Here is a 26543-nt window from a genome sequence, read left to right as displayed (position 1 = left end):
TCCATTTTTACTGAATATAAAAAAACTGTATGGATATGAATCTTCCATATCCATACAGCTAACCCTTAAAATTCCAGCTTTTCCAAGTCTGAATAACTGATATCCGTCGGAATTTCACGTCCGAACAGGATCAGCAATACCTTGGCCGTCTGATTTTCATCATCAAGCGATTCTACCGTCCCTTCACTGCCATTAAATGATCCTGATAAGATCTTGACACGGTCACCCACTTTAAAATCGATCTGAACACGCTTTTCCTTGATGCCCAGACGCCTCAGGATCGCTTCAATTTCAGCTTCCGCTACCGGGAAAGGCTTTGCTCCGCCACCGCTTGATCCGATAAATCCGGTAACGCCCGGCGTATTACGCACGACATACCATGCTTCATCAGTCATGATCATTTCCACAAACAAATATCCCGGGAAAAGATTATATGTCTTTTCAACTTCTTTTCCGTTCTTGTATTCAATTTCAGTTTCTTCCGCAACAACGATCTGGAATAGCGCATCCTGCAATCCCATCGTTTCAATACGCCTTTCAAGATTTTCCTTTACCTTATTTTCATGACCGGCGTAAGTATTGACAACATACCACTGTTTCTTCTCTTCTGCCATTGTACTCACCTAAATTCCCATTGTTCTGAAAAACCATGCGGCAACAAAATCACATAAAACAAAGAACGCCGCAAAAGCTCCCGTAAATAAAATAACCGTAAGTGAAGAACGCGTTAACTCACCGGCAGTCGGCCAGTGTACCTTTTTCATTTCCTCAATAATTCCTTTTATACTGAACCATCTCATAAGTGCCCTCCTATTTTGTTTCCCTATGAATTGTATGACAATTACATTTCGGACAAAATTTTTTCAGTTCCATACGCTTCGTATGTGTATTTTTATTTTTATAAGTCGTATAGTTACGGGATAAACACTGTGTACAAGTCAAAATGATTTTTTCTTGCATACCCTCACCTCGCTAACTGCCTATTTACTTTATCACAATACTTTTTTTTAGTCAATGTAACTCAACAAAAGTTTTTGCATCTTCTTACACACATAGCTCACTCTTTTATTATTAACAGCCATGATCTGGCCGATTTCCCGCTGATTATATCCTTCCAGCTTCATCCTGACGATCATGAATTCATCATCGCGCAACTCACTTCTCAGATAAGCCAGCAGATTTTTCTCATGATACCATTTCATCAAGGCATCCCCTTCAAACTCATGATTTATATTCGGAAAAGTATCGACGTAATAAATTCCCTCCTCTTCCTTGACCTTACTGTCAAGGCGAAGTGCTTTCGACATGCTGGAATTTGCCTGACTACGACGTGAACGAATATACTTTCTGATGCACATTTCCATACATTTCTGTGCAAACACAGAAAACGAACATCTCCCATCATCACAATATCGATAAATGGCATGATAAAACTCAAGCATCGACAGCTGACGCATTTCATCAAGCTCATCACTGATTTCACAGACATAAGCATATTTTTCAACTGTCTTTTTCACAGTAAAATAGATCGTTTTCTCATATTTCTCCATCAGCAGCTGCAAAGCCTCATCATCATTCTGATAGATATAATAAAGTAATTCATAATCGTTCATAGTCCCTCCCGAGTTCGTCAGCTAACGGGGATGGCGTTTTGAATAAATTTCATAAAGAAGGATTCCACAAGCAACAGAAGCGTTCAGCGATGTAACCGAACCTGTCATCGGCAACGCAACCATGTAATCACAGTTCTTTTTAACTAAAGATGAAATACCAAAGCCTTCGCTTCCAATGACCAGCAAAAGCGGCACATCACACTGCATATCCCGATAATCGATGGCCTTTTCCATATCTGCCCCTACGACCCAGAAACCTTTTTCTTTTAAAGCCTGGATCGAACGTGCAAGATTGGTCACACTGGCCACCTTGACAGTATCGATGGCACCGGTCGAGGTCTTTGCTACAGTCGCATTTAGCTGTACGCTGCGATTTTTACCAATGATGACACCATCAGCACCTACACAATCACAGGTTCTCAGGATCGCTCCAAGATTTTGGGGATCTTCCAACCCATCCAGCATGACCAGAAGCGGCTGCTTTGAATCAGGGATGGCTGCGAGCAGCTCTTCCAGCGTATAGGTCTTATACTCTTCGACACTTGCGGCAATTCCTTGATGATAGGTCGTTTTCAAAAGCTGATCCAACTTTCTTTTAGGAATCGTTCTGATCACCGTCTGTTTTTTCAAGGCCAAACTCTCCAGTTCCTTATCCTTAAAGCCCTCTGCCAAAAGAATCTCATAGATTTTTCTATCGTCCTTCAATAGCTGACGAACGACATTTTTTCCATACATATATTGTGCCATATTATTGCTCTCCCTGCTCAACAACTTCGTTCCACAGTTTTTCCAGTTTTCCACACTGCCCGCTCAGATAATAATAACCAACGATCGCTTCAAATCCGGTAGCCATGCGATACGTGATCATATCCGCATTTTTCGCAATCGTTTTTGTCTGAGCATTTCTGCCGCGCTTGATAATTTCCAGCTCTTCTTCATCAAAGAAATTCTTCTCGATCAAAACATTCAGATAATGCGCCTGCGCTTTGGCGCTGACATAATGAGAGGTCATCTTCTGAAGATCATTTGGCTTTTGATAGCCTGCCCGAACGAGCCTTTCCCTGACCCAAAGAGTCATGACCGCATCACCGATAAAAGCCAATGTAGTGCCATTATAAGGAACGATTTCCATTATAAGACCCCTTTTTCCATCAGCTTCTGACGATAGCCGTCTGCCTTTTCAAAATCTTTGACAGCCTTAGCTTCATTCCATTTCTGATACAATTCGTAACTTTCTTCATCCAGCACCGTACGTTCGATACGAATGCCAAGGACATGCATCATTCCTTCAAGAGCTGCCACCAGCTTCGATACGGTATCATAATCGATCTCACGGACACGCAAGGCGCTATTCAACTGCTTTACCGTTTCAAAAACAACACTAAAGGCATTCGGAGTATTTAAATCATCGTTCATTTCATCAAGGAAAGAATTCCACAATTTTTCATCCTTTTCAGCTTTAAAATCTTTGTGAGCCAATTGCATTTTTACACAAGCCTGCTTGTAAGAATTCATCACTTTATTCAATTCGTTACGAGCACTTTCTATGACTTCATCATTAAAATTCAACGGTGCACGATAATGTGCCGATAAGAAAGCCCATCTCAAGACATTGCCGCCAATCTCTTTAACCATATCCTTGATCAGAAGCGTATTGCCTAAAGACTTGGACATTTTTACACCATCCAGATTCAGCATGCCGTTATGCAGCCAATAATTCGCAATGTGTGTATGAAAACAAGCTTCACTCTGTGCAATCTCATTTTCATGATGCGGAAACTTCAGATCCATACCGCCACCATGAATATCAATACGATGACTCTTAAATTCCTTATTGATCATGACCACACATTCTGTATGCCATCCCGGACGTCCTTTTGACCAAGGTGAATCCCAGTTGATACCCTCATCTGTCTTTTTCCACAATGTAAAATCCAACGGATTCTCCTTTAAGGAATTTTCATCAATTCTGGCACCTACCATCAGATCATCGATCCGCTGCTTGCTTAAAGCACCATAATGTTCAACAGCATTAACTCTGAAATAAACATCTCCATCAACGACATAAGCTGCTTTTTTATCTACCAGATCCGCAATAAAAGCAATGATCTCATCCATCGTTTCCGTTACCTTCGGTGTGATATCCGGGATATCCGCATTTAAGCTGCGGCGGTCCTCATTATATCCCTCAATGTATTTCTCCGTCAGCTCCGCTTCACTAATACCTTCTTCTTTTGCCCTTTTTATGATCTTATCATCCACATCCGTGAAATTTGAAACATAGGTAACATCATAACCTAATGCTTCAAAGGTCTTCTTCAGCGTATCATAAACAATGATCGGCCGCCCATTACCGATATGCGGGCGGTTATACACCGTAGGTCCGCACACATACATACTGACCTTCCCTTCTTCAATAGGAATAAATTTTTCCATCTTATTGGTATAGCTGTTAAATAATTTCATCTTTTTCCCTCCTGATAATAAAAAAAGCATCTCTTAAAGACGCTTGATCACGCGGTTCCACTTTAATTGAATATATCCACTCATTTATGTTAACGCCATCCACGTACTTGATTAAAGTCCCTAGAAGGTGCATTTCATCCACTCCTAACAGCTTTTTCCACCCTTCAAGCCTCTCTGAAGTTATTTTATGGATGCTCTTTCCTTCATCACCGGTTTTACTTAATCTTTATACCACAACTCCTATAAAATGTAAACAGAATTACACACGATTCTGTCCCATGAAATTTCTTTTTTCAAATTTATTGACGGGCATACTTTGATCTTTCCTTATTTTCATCTCCACCAAAATAAGATTGTTATTCAAGGAAGCATTCGCTTTTAACAAGACCTTGGCTTCATGGGTGGCAGAGAGAGGGATATAGTCACTGAGATGAAACTGCTTTTTAAGAAGCTGATGAAGCCCGCTGTTCTCGAACACCTTATGAAGAACATGGGCAGGCTTCAGATCAGGAAATTTACGGTTATAGAAACGGTTGGGAAGAGAAAAGGCTTTCAAGATGTCTCCTTGATAGAAAAAAGAGTATTCACACAGATATTAATGACTATCATAACATAAATCACACTTAACTTTTTTCATTCTCTTTCATTTTCTTCCTGTCCATCAAAATTGAAATTTCCTAATATATAAAAAAACCGGGTTGTGTTGCCCCGGTTTTTGTCTTTTATCTTTAATTAAGCTAATTCAGAGAAGTATTTGATTGTTCTAACCATCTGGCTAGTGTATGAATTTTCGTTATCATACCAAGAAACAACCTGAACCTGAGTCGTTCCGTTATCCATAGGCTTAACCATTGTCTGAGTAGCATCGAACAATGAACCATAAGTGATACCGATGATATCGCTAGATACCAACTGTTCTTCAGTATAACCGAAAGATTCGTTGCTTGCAGCCTTCATAGCAGCATTTACCTGATCAACAGTTACATTTCCTTCAACAACAGCAACTAAGATCGTAGTTGAACCTGTAGGAACTGGAACACGCTGAGCAGAACCGATCAACTTACCGTTCAATTCAGGAATAACCAAACCGATAGCCTTAGCAGCACCAGTAGAGTTAGGAACGATGTTCACAGCAGCAGCTCTTGAACGTCTTAAATCACCTTTTCTCTGAGGTCCATCAAGAGTCATCTGATCACCTGTGTAAGCATGAACAGTAGTCATGATACCTGACTGGATAGGAGCTAAATCATTCAATGCTTTAGCCATAGGAGCCAGGCAGTTAGTTGTACAAGAAGCAGCTGAGATGACTGTATCTTCCGGCTTCAATACTGTGTGGTTAACGTTGTAAACAACTGTAGGAAGATCGTTTCCTGCAGGAGCAGAAATAACAACCTTACGAGCACCTGCTTTGATATGAGCAGAAGCTTTTTCCTTAGAAGTATAGAATCCTGTACATTCCAATACAACATCTACTCCTAATTTGCCCCAAGGCAGGTTAGATGCATCAGCTTCCTTGTAGATTTCGATTTCCTTGCCATCTACAGTGATTGAAGATTCACCAGCACTAACCTTGTCAGCTAATGCATATCTTCCCTGAGCTGAATCGTATTTTAATAAGTGAGCAAGCATTTTAGGGCTTGTTAAGTCGTTGATCGCAACAACTTCATAACCTTCTGCACCAAACATCTGTCTGAATGCAAGACGTCCAATACGTCCAAAACCATTAATTGCAACTTTAACTGTCATTTTTTTAAAGTCCTCCTTCTAAACAAACATATTATACAATTTTTAATAGAAAAGTCAATTGAGAAATCTTTCACTTATCCACTTTTTCATGCACCGATATGAACAAAGAGCGAATATAAGCGCATACATTCATCAAAAGACAAACAAACCAATGATTTCCATATATTTATCTTAATATTTTTCATTCATGAACCGTGGTTTTTTTGTCAGTAAATAAGCCTCCTTGCTTGTCTTTACACGAGCGTTATAAAGCTTATTAAAAAGAGGAAAATTGTTGCAGCGGACCATGACGGCACACCTTTTTCTCGGAATCGCCAATGGAAAGAGCTTTTCAATATGCTCGGCCTCGCTCAGCTCCAATATGATCAGATCATTCAGCCCCAAAGCAGCCCTGCACAAACGCAAAAAAGCATTGCTTCCAAGATAGATGATCTCTTTTACCTTCACTTGTTTTTTCTCTGTGGAAAAGCGGATATATCCCATTGGCTTGGCACGATGCCGAACGATCAATATCCTCTCATTCATGCTGTTGGCTTCCTTTATCATCACTTCAAAATCATGCAGCGAACGCACTTTATAACCATCAAAATGTTTCATGAATTCATCATAGACTTCCTTGAGCTCAAAAGCCTGTGCATCTTCAAACACATCGTTCTGACTGACATTTTCAAAATGACGTTCATTTAACTCATAATAGCGATGCTGCGTTCCTTCCTGAAAACCATAATTTTCCCAAAACTTATAAGAGGTAGCTTCCACAAAGGTAAATAAAGCCTTCTTTTCACATTCATCGATCACACTTTTTAAACATTCATCCAATGATGAAGTTTTCCGATAATCGGGATGAACGGCAACATGAGATAAAAATGTACTCTTTAAAAGGCGGTTATGAAACATGATATTCATATCACGCATAAAAACACTGGCGACAAGCTTTTCATCCTTTTCACATAAGATCGTTTTCCCATCATTCATGCCATAATTAAAAAAGCAGTTGATCGTTTCACTGTTTTTTATAGAAAAACTGCTTTGCCAGAGATTATAAATGGCGCTCTTATCTTTTTCACTAGCCTCTTTGATCATCTTTCTCACCTATTTTTCTACTGTTTCCGTATATTCGACATCAATGACATCACTTTTGATCTTTCCTCTTGTCTGATAATTTCGAGGTTCATAATCATCTTCATAACTTCTCGAAGAATAATAGCTTGTCGTATGATCCAGACGTCTTTTTCTTTTGAAATAGCTGATGACCATCAGAACTACAACAATCGGAAGAATGATCGGAAGCAGATTTATAAAAAACGCGATGACTGCTAAAATAATGGCTCCATATATAATAATCGTAATAAAATCTCTCATTCTCATCACCTGCATCAATTATACATGAAACTTTGAAAATTGTATATTACATTTTTGACACAAAGCTTACAGCTTTATCGCCAGAAAAGCACATAAAATGCATAAGAGAAACAATCCCGAAAGAACCCATAACGAAGAATTTTCTCTTTCAGGCTTTTCATTTTGTGCGATCACAATGACTTCATCTTTTTGAAGCTTATGTAAATAGCCTTCAAATTCCACATTTACTCTTGCCACTCCTTCATTGATCAGCTTTGACTGGAGAAGAACTTCATCAACATAGATATAATAGGCATTATCCATCGTCATTTCTTCTTCCAATTGAATGATTTCTGCTTTTTTTAGATATTCACAGGCTTGTTGACGCCCGCTTTCGTCATAAAAAAGCACATTAAAAAAATCAGTCTGAATCTGTGTTTCTTCATTCATGAATACCAGCTGTGTTTCATCACATCTGGCAAGACTTACATTTACCCATAATAAAAGACTCATCCACATAAGATCACCTTAGTTATCTTGAGCCTTTTTATCATTTTAATTCTCTTGTTTTCGATATGTTGCGGCAATCTCAGCCATCTTATTCAAACGGTGACGCATTCCCGACTTCGATATCGTTTCCAAATATTCCTGTTCATAGTATTCACAAAGCTCATTCAGACTGGCTTCAGGATGTTTTTTTCGAAGCAGGGCCGCCTGTTTGATCTTTGTCGGTAAAAATTCCAATGCTCCATAATTTTCTAAGTATTCGATATCCTCATACTGTTTTTTTCCGGCTGCCAGCGATTTCATTTCATTGGCAAAATCACAATTATCCAATCGTGTCAATGAATTCATGAAATCACGCTGGATACGAACATCTTCAAACTCAAAGACCGAATTGGTCGCTTCGATACATTTCAAAAAATCCGCAATTTTTTCACTCGATTTTAAATAAACGACTTGTTGATTTCTTCGAGTGATGATCTTGGCCGGAAGATAAAAGCGCTCCATCAGTCTTTGGATAAACTTTGCCAGCTTTTCATCACCGGTAGCAATCTCTAAATGATAGTTAGTCTTATTAGGCGAATTAACGCTTCCTCCTGCCAGAAAAGCCCCGGCCAGAAAAGCCCTTGCACAACAGTCTTTACCGACCATCTTGGCACTAGGATGGCTTCTGAGCCCGTTTTTATCCATGATCTCAAGATCATTCAGGATCATCTGCGTATTATCAAAGATACGCAAGACATAAATATTGTTTTTCTTCAGATTCATCTTCTTCATGACCGAAAGCTCACTATGGATCTGATAGCGATCCTTCAACAGCTTTAATATTTTCTTAGCCGTAGGAGCACTTTCGCTTTGAATCGTCAGATACATTCCTTGTGCATTGATGTTCAGCGTCGAACACATTTTGATCAAAGCACTGCATTGAGCCTTGGCACAGCACTCCTTCAGCTCATTGGCAGCAACCTCACTTTTTACCGAAGCCGTAAAAGACATCGAATCAACTCTCTTTCAACAATTTAATCGCAAAATCACGGATCTTGATCGGATCATGACGGATAAAATTACCCTTCACATCCAAAAGATCCTCCATGATAATATGATAATCATGCTTATCCTGCTTGAGTTTCACCGGATAAGACCCTTTATTCTCATATTTTTTCAAAAGCTCTTCACTTGCATGATTGGGTGCAACGATCACATTCGGAACGATTCCCTTAAACGTATGCTTCTCCAACGCATCGACATGGTCCTCTACCGAATAATAATCCGTTTCCCCCGGCTGGCTCATGGCATTGCACATATAATACCGCTTTGCCTTTGACTTTTTGATCGCATCACAAATACCATCAATGATCAGACATGGGATGACGCTCGTATAAAGCGATCCGATACCGATAAAAATCACATCTGCCTGAATGATGGCCTCCATCGCTTCAGGATTGGCCTCAACCTTTTCATCATAAAAAACATCAAGGATACGGTTATCAAAATTCGGAATATTGCTTTCACCACGTACTACCGTACCATCGCTCATCCTCGCAAACAGCGTGATCACCTGCGTCGTGGCAGGAAGGATCGTTCCCTTCACATTCAAGATCTTGCTGATTTCACTGATGGCATCCATAAAGCTGCCTTCTTTTTCTGTCAATGCCGTCAATATCAGATTACCTAAGTTATGGCCACCGACATCATCCTCTCCTTCAAAACGATATTCCATCAGATGGGTAAAAAGAGTTTCCTCCTTTGCCAAGGCACACATGACATTCCGAATATCTCCCATGGCAGGAATATGAAACTGCCGTCTTAGCCTCCCGGTACTTCCCCCATCATCAGCTACCGTCACGATGGTCGTTATATTGATATCCGCTACTTGTTTCAAGCCCTTTAAAATGACCGACTGTCCGCTTCCGCCGCCAATTACTACTACATTTTTCATAGATTATTCCCTGATTTCCCGATGCGACTTGTAACAGTTCCATTTTTTGGAATAATGATCAAACAAATAATTCGTAATCGTCACCGAACGATGCTGGCCGCCCGTACAGCCAATTCCCACTGTCAGATGATTCTTGCCTTCTTTTTCATATTCAGGAAGAACATAATCCAGAAATTCAGTAATATGTCGAATACATTCCTGAGTAGCATCAAACTTCATGACATAGTTATACACCGGCGGATCATTTCCTGTCAGATTCTTTAATTCATCCACATAAAACGGATTCGGCAAAAAACGGACATCAAACAAAAGATCACTATCCATAGGAATCCCATTCTTATATCCAAAAGAAACAAATGAAATGCTGAAAGACGGCTTTTCACCCAGCTTCAAATAATCTTCGATCTGATTCTTTAACTGTGAAACCGGCAGATAAGTCGTATCAATTCGATAAATGCTGGCTCTTTCTTTGATAGCATTAAAGTATTCTCTTTCTGATTCAATGGCTTCCTCTAAAGTATTGGCCATATGATTGACCAAAAAAGGATGCTGACGACGAGTAAACTTATAACGCTTTAAAAGCTTATCATTACTGGCATCTAAGAACAAGACCCTTACATTCATGCCGATATTTTCAAAATAGACTAAAAACTTTGTATAATCCAAGGCTGTCGTGGCAAGTGCCACATTGTGATAACGAACATCACTTTTGCCTTTCAACAATTTTCCAAGCTCATGAATCAGCTCAACAGGAAACTGGTCGATGCAATGATAGCCCATATCCTCCAAAACAGACATCGCTGTTGTTTTACCTGCACCTGACATTCCCGTTATCAGTACGATATTCACATCTTCCATAGGCTCACCCTCTTTTCATATAGTTTAGCACATTTTAAGAAATGAGAAAAGAAGAATAGGAAAACAGCTAACAGCCATAAAATGACTATTTATGATGCTTTACAGTCAGCTTTCAGGTATTTTATCTTGATTCAAGTTATAATGGAGATGAAAGATGAGGCTTATATGAAAAAAACATTATATCGTCTTGAAATCTATTATAAGCAGCATGCTACTGAAAGTGAGCGTGAATTTCTGCTTTTCGTCCTCAATCATACCCGTGAAGCAATCGAAATGGATATACACACATTAGCAAAACAAAATTATTGCAGTGCTTCAACGATCGTACGTGTGTGCAAGAAAAATGGCTTTAAAGGCTTTCGGGAATTAAAGCTGGCATTGATGAACGACCTTCAGTTTAATGAAGAGCTGATGCAAAGCAAAATCGAAGATCTGACAAGCACATTAAGGGTCATACCTCTTGTGCTTAATGAGAACATACGTTCCATTCAAAATACATATGCTCTTTTAGATATGGATGAATTAGAAATCATCATTCATCTCTTAGTAAATTCTTCTTTCATCAGTTTATTCGGCATTGGCGCAAGCTTTTTGGTCGCAAAGGATTTCCAGCAGAAATTTGAGCGTATCAGCAAGAGAACCTTTCTCTATGAAGATATTCATTTACAGCTGGTTCATTCTACGAATTTTGAAAAGAAAGATCTGGGAATCATCTTTTCTTATTCGGGGCTGACCAAGGAAATGATTGAAATTGCTCATAATATAAAAGAAAGAGGCGGTATTTTGATTGCTGTTACCAAATATGGAACCAGCAAGCTGCTCTCTTTGAGTGATTATAATTTATATGTGCCTGACAGTGAGGCTTCATTGCGTATCAGTGCGAGCTCCAGCAGGATTTCACAGCTGTGTATCGTTGATATTCTTTATCATGCCTATCTGACAAAAATGCATGATAGCTCAATGGATAAGATCATTTCTACGAATCAATTATTGGAAAAATCTGGAACTTAGTATTAATTTGATGTCAATATATGGTACTTTGTTTCATAATCCTTGTCGTTTATTGTAAATGTAAGCGTTTATGTTTATAGTGAGGTCAGGAGGTAAAGCGGATGATTGATTTATCAAAGATGGTAACTGAACAGACAAATCCTAATACGAAGAATTTCAGTTCTATGAGTATTCAGGAAGCTATCAAAATCATGAATCAAGAGGACTACAATGCCGTAAGATGTATTGAAAGCCAATATGACATGATTGCGCAGGTCATTGCACTGACCAGTGAAGCACTTGAAAGCAATGGCCGCATCATTTATATGGGTGCAGGCACCAGTGGCCGCTTAGGGGTCTTGGACGCTGTGGAATGTCCGCCGACATTTAATGTTGACACGAATACCGTGATCGGTTTGATTGCCGGCGGGGATGCAGCTTTTGTAAAGGCTGTTGAAGGCGCTGAGGATTCTGAAGAGCTGGGTGAAGAAGAATTACGTAACATACAGCTGTCTGAGAAAGATGTCGTAATCGGCATTGCTGCCAGTGGTCGTACACCTTATGTCATTGGAGGATTAAAATACGCGCAAAGCGTACATGCGGCAACATGTGCGATCGTATGTAATCCACATAGTGAAATTTCAAAGATTACCCCATTAACAGTTGAAATCGTAACAGGACCGGAAGTATTGACGGGTTCCACCCGTTTAAAAGCTGCAACTGCTACTAAAATGGTACTGAACATGATTTCAACGATCAGTATGATCCGTATCGGTAAAATCTATCAGAATTATATGGTAGATGTAAAGATGAGCAATGAAAAGCTGTTCTCACGCGGCACAAACATTGTTTGCAGCGTTACTTGCTGCTCAAAAGAAACAGCGTTACATGCGCTAAAGGAATCTAAAGGAAATGTCCGCCTTGCAATCGCTATGATTTTGCTTGACTGTGACTCTTCGCAGGCTAAGGAAGCCTTAATGAAAGTGAACGGACGTATTCAGGATTTAATTGACGAGGAGGAATAAATATGTCAAACTTGGATCTTGCGAAAAGACTTGTGGAATTACTTGGCGGCAAGGAAAATGTCGTCAAAGCAGCAAATTGCATGACTCGTTTGAGAGTTGTATGCAAAGATGTATCAAAAATAGATGCCGAGGGGATCAAAAATACCGAAGGTGTTTTAGGACTTGTGATCGATCATGACAGCTATCAGATCGTATTAGGCCCGGGAAAAGCAAAAAAGATCACGGATATCTGTATTCAGGAACTGGGTCTTCCAAAAGAGAGCGGTGATTGGCAGGAAAATAAATCAGCCATTAAAAGCACTCAAAAAAGTAATAAGCTTAAAGATGTCATAAAACTGATTGCGGAAATCTTTATTCCGCTGATTCCGGCTGTTATTGCTGCCGGCTTATTTAACGGTTTTGCTTCTCTGATCGGTCAGCTGATGAGTGATGGTATGCTTTCCGGAGATATCTTCAGAATGATCCAACTGATCTTCTCACTCTTTGGAACTGCCTTTTTGGGTTATTTTGCCATCTTCACAGGTATTCGTTCCGCTGAAGTCTTTGGAGCAACACCGGCACTTGGCGGTATGATCGGTGGTATGAGCATCGGAGCCGCTTTGATCGATATCTCTACGATGTTAGGATTATATAATGAAGCAGTCCCTTTGGAATCTGTATTAACAACAGGTAAAGGCGGTATCATTGGCGTTATTTTCGGTGTATGGATCTTATCGATCATCGAGAAAAATATCCGCAAACGTGTACCGGATGTCTTAGATCTTATCATTACACCATTTACAAGTCTGTTGATTGCCGGTGTTATCTTCATCTTTGTGATCATGCCTTTGGCAGGCTTTGTCAGTGATGGCCTCGTTTCAGTTTTAAGCATCATCATCAACTCAACGAATCCATTCATCCGTATCATCAGTGGCTTTATCTTATCAGCGATCTTCCTGCCGATGGTATTGCTTGGCTTGCATCATGGCCTGATCCCGATATACGCCGTACAGCTTGAAGCAATGGGTGGCGTATCATTATTCCCAGTGCTTGCCATGGCAGGTGCCGGTCAGGTTGGAGCTGCTATTGCTATCTATATGGTGGCCAGAAAAGTTGGCAACAAACGTTTGCAGGGAATCATCACAGGTGCTCTTCCAGCAGGTTTCTTAGGTGTTGGAGAACCATTGATCTACGGTGTTACATTACCGATGTTTAAACCGTTTATCACAGCAGGCTTAGGTGCAGGTTTTGGAGGCGCTTATATCATGTTTACACAGGTGCTTGCCAATGCATGGGGTCCTAGCGGCATGGTAGCCATACCTCTGATGCAGGGAACAAGCGGTATGATGAATTACTTTATCGGTCTTGTCATCTCATATGCAGCAGGCTTTATTATCACTAAAATGGTCATTAAAGACAGTGACGTACTAAGCGTTTAATATAAGTCAATGATATTTATAAACATGTGTAAAATCCTAATAAGATCTTATACATGTTTTTTTACTATTTTAGATAATGATATATTTTAGTTAAAACGGATATAATTCTCTTTACTACAAAGTTTAAAACATTTATTATAAGTTTATATCGGAGGTTTTTATGAAAGACATTAGAGGAATAATATTTGATGTAGATGATACATTATATTCACATAAGCTAAACAGGGTACCTGAACTTACAAAATATACAATAAAAAAATTAAAAGAAAATGGATATATTTTAGGCGTGTGCACGTCACGTTTTCCAAGGGAGTTTTCTTCTTTACCTGAACATATTTTTGATGACTTTGATATGATCATCGCAGGAACAGGATCTATTTATATCAGAAATGGAAAAGTCTTACACATTGAAAAAATTGATGAATCTGATGCAAAGACGTATATAGATTATCTTGATCAGCAAGAGAACCTGTATTATTTATGGACACCTGTGGAAGGTAACCCCCATTTTTCCAGTGAACCGAGTGAAAGAATAAAAAAACATCATTTAGACTGGGACGGTGAATGCCCAACTGTTCAAAAATGGAACGGAGAAACATTATGTACTATTGTCTACTATGACGCAAATGAAAAACAGACACAAGAAATTATCGATCTGGTTGGTGAAAACAGTTTAGAAACCTGGGGTAATAATGGCCATATGAATCCTAAAAATATTGATAAAGCATATGGTATTAAATATTTCAGTAAATATTATGGTTTAGATTTAAATGAAATTCTTTGCTTCGGAGATGGCCAAAATGATATTAGCATGCTTAAGACTGCCGGAATGGGCGTAGCCGTAGGAAATGGCAACGATGAATTAAAAAAATATGCCGATTTTGTTTGTGATCCAATTGAAAATGCCGGCATTTATACTTTCTGTGCAGATCATAACTTAATCGATCCGATTGATTCAACCATATTCTTTTTTGATATTGATGGCACTACTTTTAGAAATGATATTCAGGCATCACCTGAATCCACGATATCCACCATTCATATGTTGAGAAAAAAAGGAAAAAAATGTTGCATCTGTACAAGCAGAAGCAGTGATGAAATGATTCATTTGCCTGAAGATTATCTGAATATGTTCGATGCGATTATCCGTTTGGCCGGCGGACATATAACAATAGATGGCAACGATTTTTATCAAGAAATAAATCATGATGAAGTCTGTCAGGCAGTAAAATATTTGGATAAAAATCATATTCCCTATCGTTTTGTAACTATTGATGAAAAAAGCTACCTTTATAATTCTACTGAGTTTGTACGTGGATTATTTAGATATCAGTATGGCATGGTCCCACCAGAAAAAAAATATGAAAATGAAAAAGTCATTCATCTTCAATATTATCCTTTTGAAGAATCCCAAAATGATGATTTGAATAAAATATTTACAAATTCATTAATAACTCATTTAAAAATTTCTCATGAAGTTACACAGGGAAATATTGATAAGGGAAACGCCATCCTAAAAGTAGCAGAATATTATGGTCATGATCGTGAAAACACTGTGGCTTTTGGCGATGGTGAAAATGATATCACAATGTTAAAAAAGGCTCAAATTGGGATTGCAATGGGTAATGCGTGTCAACAGTGCCTGAATATTGCTGATTATGTAACGGATAGGATTGAAGATGATGGATTATATAATGCTTGTAGACATTTTAAGTGGATCGAATCATAATCACATCGGATTATGGTTCAATTAATACCCTATTTCATCATATGATTCAAACTTTTCCTCTAACTGGTCTGGTCATGATGCCAGATCTTTTTTAGACTCCCTGCCCTCATCATAAAAATCCAATTATCTGTATATCTTAAAATAAAGGATTGTCTGTTAGAATAGCAGTCAATCCTTTATTTATTTTTATTCACAGTGTTCAGCTTTTTTACTTCAATAGATTTTGTGAGGTCTTTTTAAAACTGATCATCTCTTACAATGACAATCGTATTTGAATGAAGCCATAAAAAGCTTGCAGGAAGCTGAGTTGAAATTTCTAAAAAAGACCATGTATCGCAAGATGCTTTACATAGTCATTTTCTTAATCTCTATCAATTGACTTCTCTTTTTCAAAACCATGAGGATATCGCTTTGCAAGCTTATCAAGATTCATCTGAAAGATACTCTCCAAATCATAATCAAGCGCATAAGCTGTTTCCGCAAGATACCAGGCTACATCTCCCAGCTCTTTCGCTAAATTTTCCCGATCAAGCTTATGTCCCTGCGCCAGATGCTTTTTGACGATATCGATCGCTTCTCCTGACTCACCACAAAGACCCATGACTCCATTGATCAGGATTTCTGATTTAGAAAGCGATGGATTCAAAGTACGCAGGGCCTTTTTTTGATAATCATTTACCTTCATCATGCTTTTTAATGTAATGAAAGGCACTTTGTGCGGCAATTGCACCATCACCAGCTGCTGTTACGACCTGACGAATCGTTTTCTTACGTACATCACCTGCCGCAAAGATACCATCAGCAGCTGTTGCCATTTCTTCATCTGTGATGATATAGCCATGCTCATCACAAATACCGAGATCCTTTGCATAAGCTGTGACCGGATCAGCACCTACATATGGGAATACCGCACTTGTTTCCATGACATATTCCTCATTTGTCAACACATTTTTAACCTTGATGCCATTCACTTTTTTACCGTCATCCAAAATTTCCAAAGGAATGATCTTTTTCATGATCTCAATTTTATCATTGGCATAGGCTTCATCCTGAATATTCTGATCTGCCCGCAGTTCATTTCTTACCAACACATTTACTTTGCTGGCAAATTGCGTTAGATAAGAAGCCTCTTCCAATGCACTATTACCGCCGCCGATGACAGTAATCACTTTATTTTTAAAGAATGCACCATCACAAATGGCACAATAGGAAACACCACGGCCAACATTTCTTTCTTCACCCGGAATATTCAGCTTTCGCTCCAAGGTTCCAGTTGCAAGAATCAATGCCTTGCCTGTAATTTTGCTGCCATCTGTACAAATGACGCTCTCCCCTTCTATCCTGCTCACTTCACAAGCAATATATTCAGCTCCTAAGTGAGTCGCATGATTCAATAGATTCATAGCCAATGTCGTTCCTTCCATTGACTCAATGCCCGGATAATTTTCGATATGTGCTGTCTTTACCAGCTTTCCTCCCGGTGCATAAGATTCAAGCACCGCTACCGATAAACCACTTCTTGCACCATAGATGGCAGCACTTAGTCCTGCCGGACCTCCGCCTACCACAACAAGGTCGAATTGTCGCTCCATTCTCTTTCCTCCTTTAACAGTTCACAAAACTGTTTCCATTCTGTAATAATTGCGCAAGGATGCAACTTCTCGATTGCCTCTTTCCTTTCCTCGTCAAAAACAACGCCTACTGAGAAAGCTGACATGTTTTTAGCGGCCATGATATCACTTGGAGCATCCCCACAATATATGAGGTCATCATGACCTTTATTTAAAAGGGCACATCCCTTCAATAAGCCATCCGGATCAGGTTTCGCCTTTTCCATCTGTTCCTTACATACCACAACTTCAAAATAACCATCGATACCGCAATATTTTAATCCATGCTTCACCGTTGCTTCTACCTTATTCGAAACAACACCGATCGGATAACCGTTTTCTTTACAATAGTCCAGCATTTCCACAACTCCCGGCAATACCTTGACCATCTCATCATGATGGGCACTATTATACTCACGATATTCCTGTGCATATTGTTCGATCGTCGCATGATCAGCTTGCGGATAAAGCTCCTTCAAAGTAACCTCCAACGGTGGTCCCGGTAAGTTTTTATATTCCATGGGACTTAATTCTCTTTCTAATGGATGAAGATCTATCACATGCTTATAGCTGGCTGTTATCAAAGGTATCGTATCAATCAAGGTACCATCTGCATCAAATAAGATGACCGGCTTTTCTTTCTTAAACGGATAAAAGTTCTTAAAGACACGATCATATACACCTAAAAGACCTAAAAGACCAATCACCATCAACGCAACAGAAACAAGCTGAGCCGTCTTTAATGGCCCTACCATCAGTGAATCTGTCCTGAATCCCTCAATAAAGAAACGAACCATTCCTTCCCACATAAAATAAGCATACATGAGATCACCACGTTTTTTTCGTCCATAACGGTTAAAAACAAAGCGAATCAAGATATATCCGATCAGATTGCCAATTCCTTCATAAAGAAAGGTAGGCATTCGATATGCTCCATTGATATGCATGCCTTCTTTGATAAAATCAGGAAGCCAGTTCAAGCTTTCAGCACTTACGATCGGACCAAAGGCTTCTTGATTCACAAAATTGCCCCATCTGCCAATCATTTGCCCGATCAGGACGTTCGGAAATATCGCATCGCCAAAACGCAGAAGATGAATCTTATTTTTTCGGCAATAATAAATCGAAAATATGACAGCAGCGGCTACACCGCCATGAAAGGCAAGACCGCCCTCCCAAATATATAATATTGAAATCGGATCATTGATATAACGCTTCCACTCAAACGCACAATACCAAAGACGTGACCCGATATAAGCAATCGGCAAAAGATAGAAAAGGAAATCCTCAATTTTATCTTTATCCACCTTCATCTTCAATAACGTATGACGTGACAGATAATATGCAACGATAAATCCAAGAATGCTTAACAGTGCATACCATGTGATTGACAGAGGACCTATTTCAAGAAAGATCTGTCTTGTTGGAAAAAAGCTCATGATTCATTTCCTCCGTTCTTATTCATCTCAATATAGCGAAGAATCCTTTCCTCAAACTCTTTAGCGCTGTCCTGTCCCATACTGCTGAGCAGATAGTTCGTCACCGCTGACTCGATGATTGCCGCCATCGAACGTCCCTCTTTGACCGGAAGCTCCAGCTTTGGAATAGAAACACCCAAAATATCCTTAAATTTCTTTTTTTCTATACCGACCCGGTCATAATCCTTTTCAACCTGCCAAGGCTCTAAATGAATATTCAGATCGATCTTCGTCTTATCTAATACGCTGCTGATACCAAACATCTTGGATACATTGATGATCCCTACACCACGTATTTCCAGCATTTCCTTTAAGACCTCCGGTGACTGGCCGATAATTTCCTGATGGATCAAAAAACAATCCACCCGATCATCCGCAATCAGCAAATGACCCTTTTTGATCAATTCAAGCGCTATTTCACTTTTTCCCATACCGCTCTCTCCTGTAAGCAGTACGCCTTTTCCATATATTTGTACCAAGACCCCGTGAAGTGATGTCATAGGAGCCATCTTCTCATCCAGAAAGGTAACCGCATCAATGACGACACGATATGTTTCTTCCTTCGTACACAGCACCGGAAATTTTTTCCGCTGCGCTATTTCACGCAAAAGATCCGGACACTGTGCACCATGAGTAATGATGATACAAGGCGTTTCATCCTGGGTCAGATACTCAAAGCTCGTATATTGGGCCTCATGGCTCATTCCCTGGATATAACCCATTTCCTTATTACCTAAAATAACTATCCGCTCACGCTGAGAATGAAGATAATAGCCCGTCAGCTCCAGCCCGGGACGATTGGTATCCGCAACAACGATCTCTCTTTGCAAAGAGAGCTCATCACCGGTTACTTGAATGTAATTCAAATGCTCTTTTAAATCTTTTACAGTAACGCCCATCTTATCCCTCCATGACTTTCTTCAGATACTGGCCTGTATAGCTTTTCTCGCAGGCCATGACTTCATCAACGCTTCCGCTGACGACCAGCTGACCGCCTTCGTCGCCGCCCTCCGGACCGAGATCAATAATGTAATCCGCACATTTGATGACATCCAGATTATGTTCGATAACAACGACCGTATCGCCATTATCAACGATACGCATCAATACTTCCATCAATTTTTTCACATCATGTGTATGCAGACCGGTCGTCGGCTCATCCAGTACAAACAACGTCTTGCCGGTCGCCTTCCGCTGAAGCTCGCTCGCCAGCTTGACACGCTGTGCTTCACCGCCCGAAAGCGTCGTTGCGCTCTGTCCCAGCTTGACATAACCTAGCCCGACATCCTGCAGCGTTTGCAGACGATGAGCAATCTTTGGAACATTTTTGAAAAATTCGACACTTTCCTCAACGCTCATCTCCAATACATCATAAATGTTTTTTCCCTTATATGTAACAGCCAGTGTTTCTTCGTTATAACGTTTTCCCTCACACACATCACAAGGAACATAGACATCAGGAAGAAAATGCATCGAAATCCTTAAGATACCATCTCCCTGACAGGCCTCACAGCGGCCACCCTTGACATTAAAAGAAAATCTTCCTTTATCATAGCCACGCATCTTCGCATCATTGGTCTGTGCAAACAATTCACGAATATCATCAAATACACCAGTATAAGTGGCCGGATTGGAACGCGGCGTACGACCGATCGGATCCTGTGAAATATCAATGATCTTATCAATGTTTTTCAAACCTTTGATCTTCTTACATGCACCGGGTTCAACACGTGTTCTTCCCAATGCCGCCTGAACACCCTTTGTTAAGACTTCATTGACCAGTGAGCTCTTTCCGCTGCCACTCACCCCGGTAACGACACAAAGCGTACCCAAAGGTATCTTCACATCAATATTCTTCAGATTATTTTGTGTAGCACCTACGATCTCCAAATATTTTCCATTGCCTTTGCGACGTTTTTCAGGAATCGGGATTGACCATCGCTTGGAAAGATAATTACCGGTGATCGAATTCTCATTCTGCATGATTTCCTGAGGTGTACCACAAGCAACCAATTGACCGCCATGAACACCGGCATAAGGTCCGATATCAATGATATAGTCACTTTCCATCATCGTTTCTTCATCATGTTCTACCACGATCAATGAATTTCCTAAATCACGCATGGCCTTCAGCGACTCGATCAAGCGTGCATTATCTCTTTGATGCAGACCAATGCTCGGTTCATCCAAAACATAAAGGACGCCCGACAGATGACTTCCGATCTGAGTTGCCAGGCGAATACGCTGTGCTTCACCACCTGAAAGCGTTCCGGCCAGACGATCCAGCGTCAGGTAATTCAAGCCGACATTGCTTAAAAACTGGCAGCGTTCCCGGATTTCCTTTAAGATCAGCTTGCTGATTTCCTGCTGCTTCGGAGTCAGCTCCAAATGATCCATAAATTCCAAGGCCTGCTTGATCGACATCTGGGTCCATTCATAAATATTCTTGCCACCGACCCGGACGCTCAGCGCCTGACGGTTCAGACGTTTGCCGCCACAGGTCGGACATGTAGATTCACTTAAAAAACTGCCATACCACTCTCTTGAAAACGAAGACGTCGTTTCCGCATATCTTCTTTCGATCAATTTACAAACACCTTCAATATACTCGGTTTTATTGTAGCTGTTGCCATTTTTAGAAGTGATCGTATAAGAAATCGGTTCATCAGCACCTTCACAAATGATCCTCATTTCCCTTTTGGTCATCTGATTCAACGGCTTATCGATATCAATATGATAATGATCCAGCAAGGCCTTAAATCTCAGCCATTCAATATTCTCTTTCACAATGATGTTTTTATAGTAAGCAATACCTCCCTGACGAATCGTCTTCGTCTTATCAGGCATCAGATAATTCAGATTTACCTTTTGAGTAATACCTAATCCCTTACAAGTTTCACAAGCTCCCAAAGGGGCATTAAACGAGAAAAGACGTGGCTCCAATGTAGGCACGCTGAATCCGCATATCTTACAGCTGAAATTCTCAGAAAAAAGGATCTCTTCATTGTTGTAGCACACTAATGCCATCCCTTTTCCAAGCTTCAATGCATTTTCCAAAGAATCATTCAGACGTGAACGATCATCAGACTTCACGATACGATCTACCACAACATCGATCGTATGCTTGATATTCTTATCCAAAAGCTGGACATCTTCAATATATTTGATTTCGCCATCAACACGAACACGCACATATCCCTCAGAACGCAGCGACTCTAAAAGTTCCTTATGCGTTCCTTTCTTATTCCTCACTACCGGCGCACAGATCATGATCCTTGTCTTATCTTCGATTTCCATGATACGGTCCACCATCTGCTTGATCGTCTGTCCCTCGATCGGCTCATTGTGATCCGGACAATACGGAACACCGATACGTGCATACAAAAGACGCAGATAATCATAGATCTCCGTTACCGTTCCTACCGTACTTCGCGGATTGTTATGCGTCGTCTTCTGATCAATTGAAATAGCCGGCGACAATCCTTCGATACTATCAACATCCGGTTTTTCACTATTACCTAAAAACTGACGGGCATAAGCACTTAAGCTTTCCATATATCTGCGCTGTCCTTCAGCATAGATCGTATCAAAAGCAAGCGACGTCTTGCCGCTGCCGCTGACACCTGTCATGATCACAAACTTATTACGCGGAATCTCAACATCTATATTTTTCAGATTATTCTCTCTGGCACCCTTTATAACGATCTTATCATTTGACATAGCTTCCTCCAAATTCCTTCTTATTATACCCCAGTTTATCCGGCATTGAAATAAATTTGATTCACGATCAAAGCGTTCATACCGAAACAAATTTACTGAAAGCTCACAAGAAACATCATTATTATATCATAATTACGATATAAAAATATATTTATTTATATAAAATATCATTTTAACACAGTTTATGATATGAAATCGGTAAAAATCACATATTCATCAAAATGATATCAGCCTTCACCCTCACCAACGATTCCTTAACATTTCTAAGCTGCAATATAAACAAATCAAAAACATCCCTTCTCATAACGGATGAAAGATCGGCTTCATCTTCTCAAATGTCGCAAACTCCTTAAAACCTATTTCCCTGACAATCTCTTTAACCTCTTCAATTTTAAAACCAACATGCTCTTCTTTATGCGTATCACTGCCAAAAGTCAGGATCCTGCCGCCTAAATCATGATACATCTGCAAGATTTTTTTAGAAGGTGTCAAATCAGAAAGATGATATCTGAGGCATGAAGTATTCACTTCAATGCCTTTGCCATCCGCAATCGCTTTTTTTAATATCGCCATCAAAATCTCTTCGACCTGATCATCGTCATATTCCCCATAAGGATCATCCCGCTTGATCGCATCCAGATGTCCCAAAACGCTGTAATCCGTATATAACTGCATACATTGGTAAACTTCCTGATAATAAGCTTCATTGATCTCCTTCTGGCTCTTACCCTTTTGAAACTGCTGATTCCAAAATTCAAGATCCTGTATCTGATGACAGGACAGAAGGATAAAATCAAAATCATAGTCATCAAAATCCTTTTGGAAAAGTGGTACGGTATGTGTCTGTACACCAAACTCAGCTCCCCATTTTAAAACGATCCGATCCTGATACTTGCTGCGGCATTCCTCATATTTCAAACGGTATTCACGTAAAGGACAATCCTGATGCGCCTGAATATTGTGATCGACATGATCTGTAAAACAAATTTCCCGGATTCCTTTTTTAATGGCATAACGGATCTCATCTTCCATATCAAACTGTGAATCCGGGCTAAATGAAGTATGCATATGATAATCTGCAAGCATATCGATTCCTCCTATTTGTACATTTTATACTCAATATCAGCACTTTTCAATTCAATCATTTTTATTTTTCATATGATTTGCATATCTTTTACACCTTCACTGTTTATTATTATCACAAGGAGTGGTATGATACTGAAATGGAGGACATATGAAGAAAAAATATATTTTATTCAAGCTGTTTTATTCAACCTTATATCTAAGTGCCTTTACCTTTGGCGGGGGCTATGTCATCGTGACCCTCATGAAGCAGAAATTTGTGGATGAACTGCATTGGATCGAAGAAAATGAAATGCTTGATCTGGTGGCCATTGCCCAAAGTGCTCCCGGACCCATCGCTATCAACGGTGCCATTTCTGTCGGCTATAAGATTGCCGGCTTTCAGGGAGCCGCCGTTGCTGTTTTAGGCTGTGCCTTACCACCGCTGATCATTCTATCAATCATTTCTTTTTTCTATCAGATGTTCATCGAAAACCAGCTGATACAATTGATGCTCTTTGGTATGCAGGCCGGTGTCGGGGCTCTCATTGCCAGTGTCGTGATCGACATGATCCTAGGAATGGAGAAAACAACTCTTTCTTATGTGATCCTGATCTTAGCTTTTATCGCTAATTACTTTTTTGATATAAATGTCGCCTATATCATCCTCTTCTGTATCCTGTTAGGCCTCATACTTAGCAGAAAGGAGAAAAAAGCATGATCTATCTGCAACTGATCCTCAGCTTTCTTCAGGTAGGACTGTTTTCCTTTGGCGGTGGTTATGCTTCTATCGCCCTGATCGAAGAACAAGTCGTTTCTGTCCATCATTGGTTAAGTTTACAGGAATTTAACGATCTGATTACCATATCACAGATGACGCCCGGCCCGGTAGCCCTCAATTCCGCTACCTTTGTCGGCACCAAAATCGCCGGTATCCCGGGTGCTATCATCGCAACAGCCGCCTGCATCCTGCCAAGCTGCATCATCGTAGGTCTGATCTCTTATTTCTATTTCAAATATAAGAATCTTTCAATCATCCAGACGATCCTCAAAACACTGCGTCCTGCTGTTATCGCTTTAATTGCCTGTGCCGGTCTTTTGATGATCACCTCCAGCTTCTTCCCTGACGGGATAACATTTAAAATCACTTCCCTTATTAATTTTTGTCTTGCCTTATTCCTTTTGCGGAAATTTAAGTGGAATCCGATCCTTGTCATGCTCATCAGCGGATTATTTGAAGTCGGCACTTATTATCTTCTCTAACATAAAAGCCTCATTCCGAGGCTTTTATTTACTATTTTCAATATATTCATCAATTTCCTGTTCGATAATTTCAAAATGAACCGTACCGGCATCCAGCAGTGCCTGGTTAAATGAAAGAACATCAAAGTTATCCCCTAAAGCATCTTCTGCCTTTTCCCTTAAAGCATAGACCTCATACGTTCCCAAAGAATAAGGCGCATACATCGCCGGCCGCAACACAGCATCCTCATAAAGATCCTGCGCAATATCAGATACCAAACCTATGCTATCTAAATAATCAGCAATATCATCACTCTGCCAACCGTTATAATTTACCTGCAAACCGATATATTCATTCAACATTCGATTTAGATAACTATATAAACGCATGTATTCCTGAAAATCTTCAGAACCGATATGACCGATCCGATAAGCATCCATGCCCACATATTCGGCCCATCCTTCACTGCTTCCCAAATTATCCAACAGATAATAAATTTTAGGCTGCCCATTCTGTACAGCATAATTATTCTGATAAAGATGTCCCGGGAATCCTTCATGTGCCAAGGTTGAAAATAAATCAACCAGATCCGTATTTGAAGGATTTACTTTAATGACATTTTGATCCGGTGCATCAATCGGCGGTATGACATAATAAGCCGAAACAAGATTATTTGCGACAGAAGCATCTAAATAATCTACACGATATTCTACCTGTTCGATTGCCGGGAATTCCTCATCTAAACAACCCTCCAGATAATGTACGAGATCCACCGCATTATCGGCAGGCAATTCCACATTTTCTAATTCCGCATCAATATCCGTACGAAACATGATATTGATCCAGTTGTAGATCGTATCCTCTATTTCTTCTTCAACGATTTTGATCCACTCATCAACACTGCGCTCTTTACCTACCTGTGTTTTCAAAAGATATTCAAAATATGCTTTGCCTGTTTCTCTTTCTGCCAATGACCCCTGATTCTCAGCTTCCGGAAGCTGTTCATATAAGGTGATGATATTTTCATAAGCCGGCTTTACATCATTAGCGACAGCTTCTGCCACCTGGGCTTCATAATCGCTCTTCTGCGCTTCGCTCAATTCTTCCAGCTGCATTACTTCATCATGAAAATACTTTTCGATTTCTTCACTTTCTAAAAAGTTCCTGCACTGTTCAAGGATCGCTTCCTTTTCACTTTCTTTCTGGATATAGCCTTCATCCGCCATCTGTTGAGTTGCTTCAATGCCTTCACCGATATAACGATCGACATCTTCCAATAAAACGATAAAATCCTCAACATCTTCCTCATTCGAAATACGATATTCCGTCAGATTCGTAATCAGGTTATCATTGACCTTATTTTCACCAAAACAGAATCCATATTCCATATAATAATTTTCATATTCAACATTATATTCCAATTGAATTTCCAATAAGCGATAAATTTTCTGCTGGTCATCCGTCAGCTTTTCCTTCTCAAATTCATGAAGCTTATCCAGATCATCTTTTGAATCCTCAATCGACTGCTTCGTGGATTCCAATGTCAAGCTTCCCCAATCAACCTCAGGCTTTTCATATCCGCCTGCTTCAGAATCTGCCAGCATATAATGAAAAGTCAGAAAATCAGCCTCGATCTCATCTTTGAACAGCTCATCAAGATATGAATCAAACTGAGCCTGTACCTCAGGATCTTCTTTATTTTCTTCTGTCCTGTTGCATGCGAAAAGCGTTACGCTCGTACACAACACCAAAATAATTTGTAGTAATTTTTTCATATGTCACCTCACTTTTTTATTATACA

General features: G+C 39.9%; 28 protein-coding genes. 6 read left to right on the top strand and 22 right to left on the bottom strand.

From position 1 onward, the window contains the following. Positions 1 to 65 precede the first annotated feature (65 nt). The 15 genes from nusG to rapZ form a co-directional block, all read right to left on the bottom strand. Entirely contained in the window at positions 66 to 614 is a 549-nt protein-coding gene (gene nusG, locus ACZYT3_RS01985; RefSeq protein WP_464087492.1) for a transcription termination/antitermination protein NusG, read from the bottom strand. Positions 615 to 623: 9 nt separating this feature from the next. Further along, complete coding sequence (secE, locus tag ACZYT3_RS01980; RefSeq protein ID WP_294561245.1) at positions 624 to 800, bottom strand: preprotein translocase subunit SecE; 177 nt, start codon at positions 798 to 800, stop codon at positions 624 to 626. Positions 801 to 810: 10 nt separating this feature from the next. Then, entirely contained in the window at positions 811 to 960 is a 150-nt protein-coding gene (gene rpmG, locus ACZYT3_RS01975; protein WP_294561244.1) for a 50S ribosomal protein L33, read from the bottom strand. 47 nt (positions 961 to 1007) lie between these two features. Continuing rightward, positions 1008 to 1613 carry a hypothetical protein gene (locus ACZYT3_RS01970; RefSeq protein ID WP_464087491.1) on the bottom strand — a complete coding sequence of 202 codons (606 nt, stop codon included), beginning with the start codon at positions 1611 to 1613 and terminating at the stop codon, positions 1008 to 1010. A gap of 21 nt (positions 1614 to 1634) precedes the next feature. Then, on the bottom strand, positions 1635 to 2360 hold the full coding sequence (gene rlmB / locus ACZYT3_RS01965) for a 23S rRNA (guanosine(2251)-2'-O)-methyltransferase RlmB (RefSeq protein ID WP_464087490.1): 726 nt from the start codon (positions 2358 to 2360) through the stop codon (positions 1635 to 1637). Between the two features lies 1 nt (position 2361). Beyond that, positions 2362 to 2745, bottom strand: a complete 384-nt coding sequence (locus ACZYT3_RS01960; protein WP_294561241.1) for a Mini-ribonuclease 3 — start codon at positions 2743 to 2745, stop codon at positions 2362 to 2364. Beyond that, a complete protein-coding gene (cysS, locus tag ACZYT3_RS01955; RefSeq protein WP_464087489.1) occupies positions 2745 to 4079 on the bottom strand; it encodes a cysteine--tRNA ligase in 1335 nt (444 codons plus the stop codon). The genes ACZYT3_RS01960 and cysS overlap by 1 nt, the downstream gene beginning before the upstream one ends. Before the next feature lie 259 nt (positions 4080 to 4338). Next, the gene (locus ACZYT3_RS01950; protein ID WP_464087488.1) at positions 4339 to 4635 is read right to left on the bottom strand and encodes a hypothetical protein; all 297 of its coding nucleotides are present in this window, start codon (positions 4633 to 4635) and stop codon (positions 4339 to 4341) included. Between the two features lie 176 nt (positions 4636 to 4811). After that, entirely contained in the window at positions 4812 to 5825 is a 1014-nt protein-coding gene (gene gap / locus ACZYT3_RS01945; RefSeq protein WP_294561238.1) for a type I glyceraldehyde-3-phosphate dehydrogenase, read from the bottom strand. Positions 5826 to 5996: 171 nt separating this feature from the next. After that, positions 5997 to 6908, bottom strand: a complete 912-nt coding sequence (locus ACZYT3_RS01940) for a GNAT family N-acetyltransferase (protein WP_464087487.1) — start codon at positions 6906 to 6908, stop codon at positions 5997 to 5999. A 9-nt stretch (positions 6909 to 6917) separates the two neighbouring features. Continuing rightward, positions 6918 to 7187, bottom strand: coding sequence for a hypothetical protein (locus ACZYT3_RS01935; RefSeq protein WP_294561236.1), 270 nt, complete (start codon positions 7185 to 7187; stop codon positions 6918 to 6920). 66 nt (positions 7188 to 7253) lie between these two features. After that, on the bottom strand, positions 7254 to 7679 hold the full coding sequence (locus ACZYT3_RS01930; RefSeq protein WP_464087486.1) for a hypothetical protein: 426 nt from the start codon (positions 7677 to 7679) through the stop codon (positions 7254 to 7256). 42 nt (positions 7680 to 7721) lie between these two features. Next, entirely contained in the window at positions 7722 to 8666 is a 945-nt protein-coding gene (gene whiA, locus ACZYT3_RS01925) for a DNA-binding protein WhiA (RefSeq protein ID WP_464087485.1), read from the bottom strand. A 4-nt stretch (positions 8667 to 8670) separates the two neighbouring features. Continuing rightward, on the bottom strand, positions 8671 to 9609 hold the full coding sequence (locus tag ACZYT3_RS01920) for a gluconeogenesis factor YvcK family protein (protein ID WP_294561233.1): 939 nt from the start codon (positions 9607 to 9609) through the stop codon (positions 8671 to 8673). A 3-nt stretch (positions 9610 to 9612) separates the two neighbouring features. Next, entirely contained in the window at positions 9613 to 10467 is an 855-nt protein-coding gene (gene rapZ / locus ACZYT3_RS01915) for an RNase adapter RapZ (protein ID WP_464087484.1), read from the bottom strand. Between the two features lie 165 nt (positions 10468 to 10632). Between rapZ and ACZYT3_RS01910 the strand changes: the two genes are divergently transcribed. From ACZYT3_RS01910 to ACZYT3_RS01895, 4 genes are all read left to right on the top strand, one after another. Then, positions 10633 to 11478 (top strand): MurR/RpiR family transcriptional regulator, encoded by an 846-nt coding sequence (locus ACZYT3_RS01910; protein WP_294561229.1) that lies wholly within the window; start codon positions 10633 to 10635, stop codon positions 11476 to 11478. Between the two features lie 101 nt (positions 11479 to 11579). Beyond that, entirely contained in the window at positions 11580 to 12482 is a 903-nt protein-coding gene (gene murQ / locus ACZYT3_RS01905; protein ID WP_294561228.1) for an N-acetylmuramic acid 6-phosphate etherase, read from the top strand. Positions 12483 to 12484: 2 nt separating this feature from the next. Next, positions 12485 to 13900: a PTS transporter subunit EIIC gene (locus ACZYT3_RS01900; RefSeq protein ID WP_464087483.1), complete on the top strand. Its 1416-nt coding sequence runs from the start codon at positions 12485 to 12487 to the stop codon at positions 13898 to 13900. A 160-nt stretch (positions 13901 to 14060) separates the two neighbouring features. Beyond that, complete coding sequence (locus ACZYT3_RS01895) at positions 14061 to 15629, top strand: HAD-IIB family hydrolase (protein WP_464087482.1); 1569 nt, start codon at positions 14061 to 14063, stop codon at positions 15627 to 15629. 361 nt (positions 15630 to 15990) lie between these two features. On the opposite strand, the gene ACZYT3_RS01890 is transcribed toward ACZYT3_RS01895, so the two are convergent. The 6 genes from ACZYT3_RS01890 to ACZYT3_RS01865 all read right to left on the bottom strand — a co-directional run bounded on the left by ACZYT3_RS01890 (position 15991) and on the right by ACZYT3_RS01865 (position 23523). Further along, positions 15991 to 16314 (bottom strand): nucleoside triphosphate pyrophosphohydrolase family protein, encoded by a 324-nt coding sequence (locus ACZYT3_RS01890; RefSeq protein WP_294561219.1) that lies wholly within the window; start codon positions 16312 to 16314, stop codon positions 15991 to 15993. After that, positions 16301 to 17221: an NAD(P)/FAD-dependent oxidoreductase gene (locus ACZYT3_RS01885; protein WP_464087481.1), complete on the bottom strand. Its 921-nt coding sequence runs from the start codon at positions 17219 to 17221 to the stop codon at positions 16301 to 16303. The genes ACZYT3_RS01890 and ACZYT3_RS01885 overlap by 14 nt, the downstream gene beginning before the upstream one ends. Beyond that, on the bottom strand, positions 17191 to 18678 hold the full coding sequence (lgt, locus tag ACZYT3_RS01880; protein WP_464087480.1) for a prolipoprotein diacylglyceryl transferase: 1488 nt from the start codon (positions 18676 to 18678) through the stop codon (positions 17191 to 17193). The genes ACZYT3_RS01885 and lgt overlap by 31 nt, the downstream gene beginning before the upstream one ends. Continuing rightward, positions 18675 to 19616 (bottom strand): HPr(Ser) kinase/phosphatase, encoded by a 942-nt coding sequence (hprK, locus tag ACZYT3_RS01875; RefSeq protein ID WP_464087479.1) that lies wholly within the window; start codon positions 19614 to 19616, stop codon positions 18675 to 18677. The genes lgt and hprK overlap by 4 nt, the downstream gene beginning before the upstream one ends. A gap of 1 nt (position 19617) precedes the next feature. After that, entirely contained in the window at positions 19618 to 22437 is a 2820-nt protein-coding gene (gene uvrA, locus ACZYT3_RS01870; RefSeq protein WP_294561215.1) for an excinuclease ABC subunit UvrA, read from the bottom strand. Positions 22438 to 22737: 300 nt separating this feature from the next. Continuing rightward, positions 22738 to 23523: a histidinol-phosphatase HisJ family protein gene (locus tag ACZYT3_RS01865; RefSeq protein ID WP_464087478.1), complete on the bottom strand. Its 786-nt coding sequence runs from the start codon at positions 23521 to 23523 to the stop codon at positions 22738 to 22740. Between the two features lie 148 nt (positions 23524 to 23671). Here ACZYT3_RS01865 and ACZYT3_RS01860 point away from each other — a divergent pair, with 148 nt between their 5' ends. Further along, positions 23672 to 24220 carry a chromate transporter gene (locus ACZYT3_RS01860; protein WP_294561213.1) on the top strand — a complete coding sequence of 183 codons (549 nt, stop codon included), beginning with the start codon at positions 23672 to 23674 and terminating at the stop codon, positions 24218 to 24220. Next, positions 24217 to 24762 (top strand): chromate transporter, encoded by a 546-nt coding sequence (locus tag ACZYT3_RS01855; RefSeq protein WP_464087477.1) that lies wholly within the window; start codon positions 24217 to 24219, stop codon positions 24760 to 24762. Before ACZYT3_RS01860 ends, ACZYT3_RS01855 begins: the two co-directional genes overlap by 4 nt. 24 nt (positions 24763 to 24786) lie before the next feature. On the opposite strand, the gene ACZYT3_RS01850 is transcribed toward ACZYT3_RS01855, so the two are convergent. After that, on the bottom strand, positions 24787 to 26517 hold the full coding sequence (locus tag ACZYT3_RS01850) for a DUF885 family protein (RefSeq protein WP_464087476.1): 1731 nt from the start codon (positions 26515 to 26517) through the stop codon (positions 24787 to 24789). Positions 26518 to 26543 lie beyond the last annotated feature (26 nt).

Source organism: Traorella sp. mt218 (assembly GCF_055420025.1).
The sequence above is the reverse complement of the archived record's forward strand: the minus strand, read 5'-3'. Positions and strand labels throughout refer to the sequence as shown.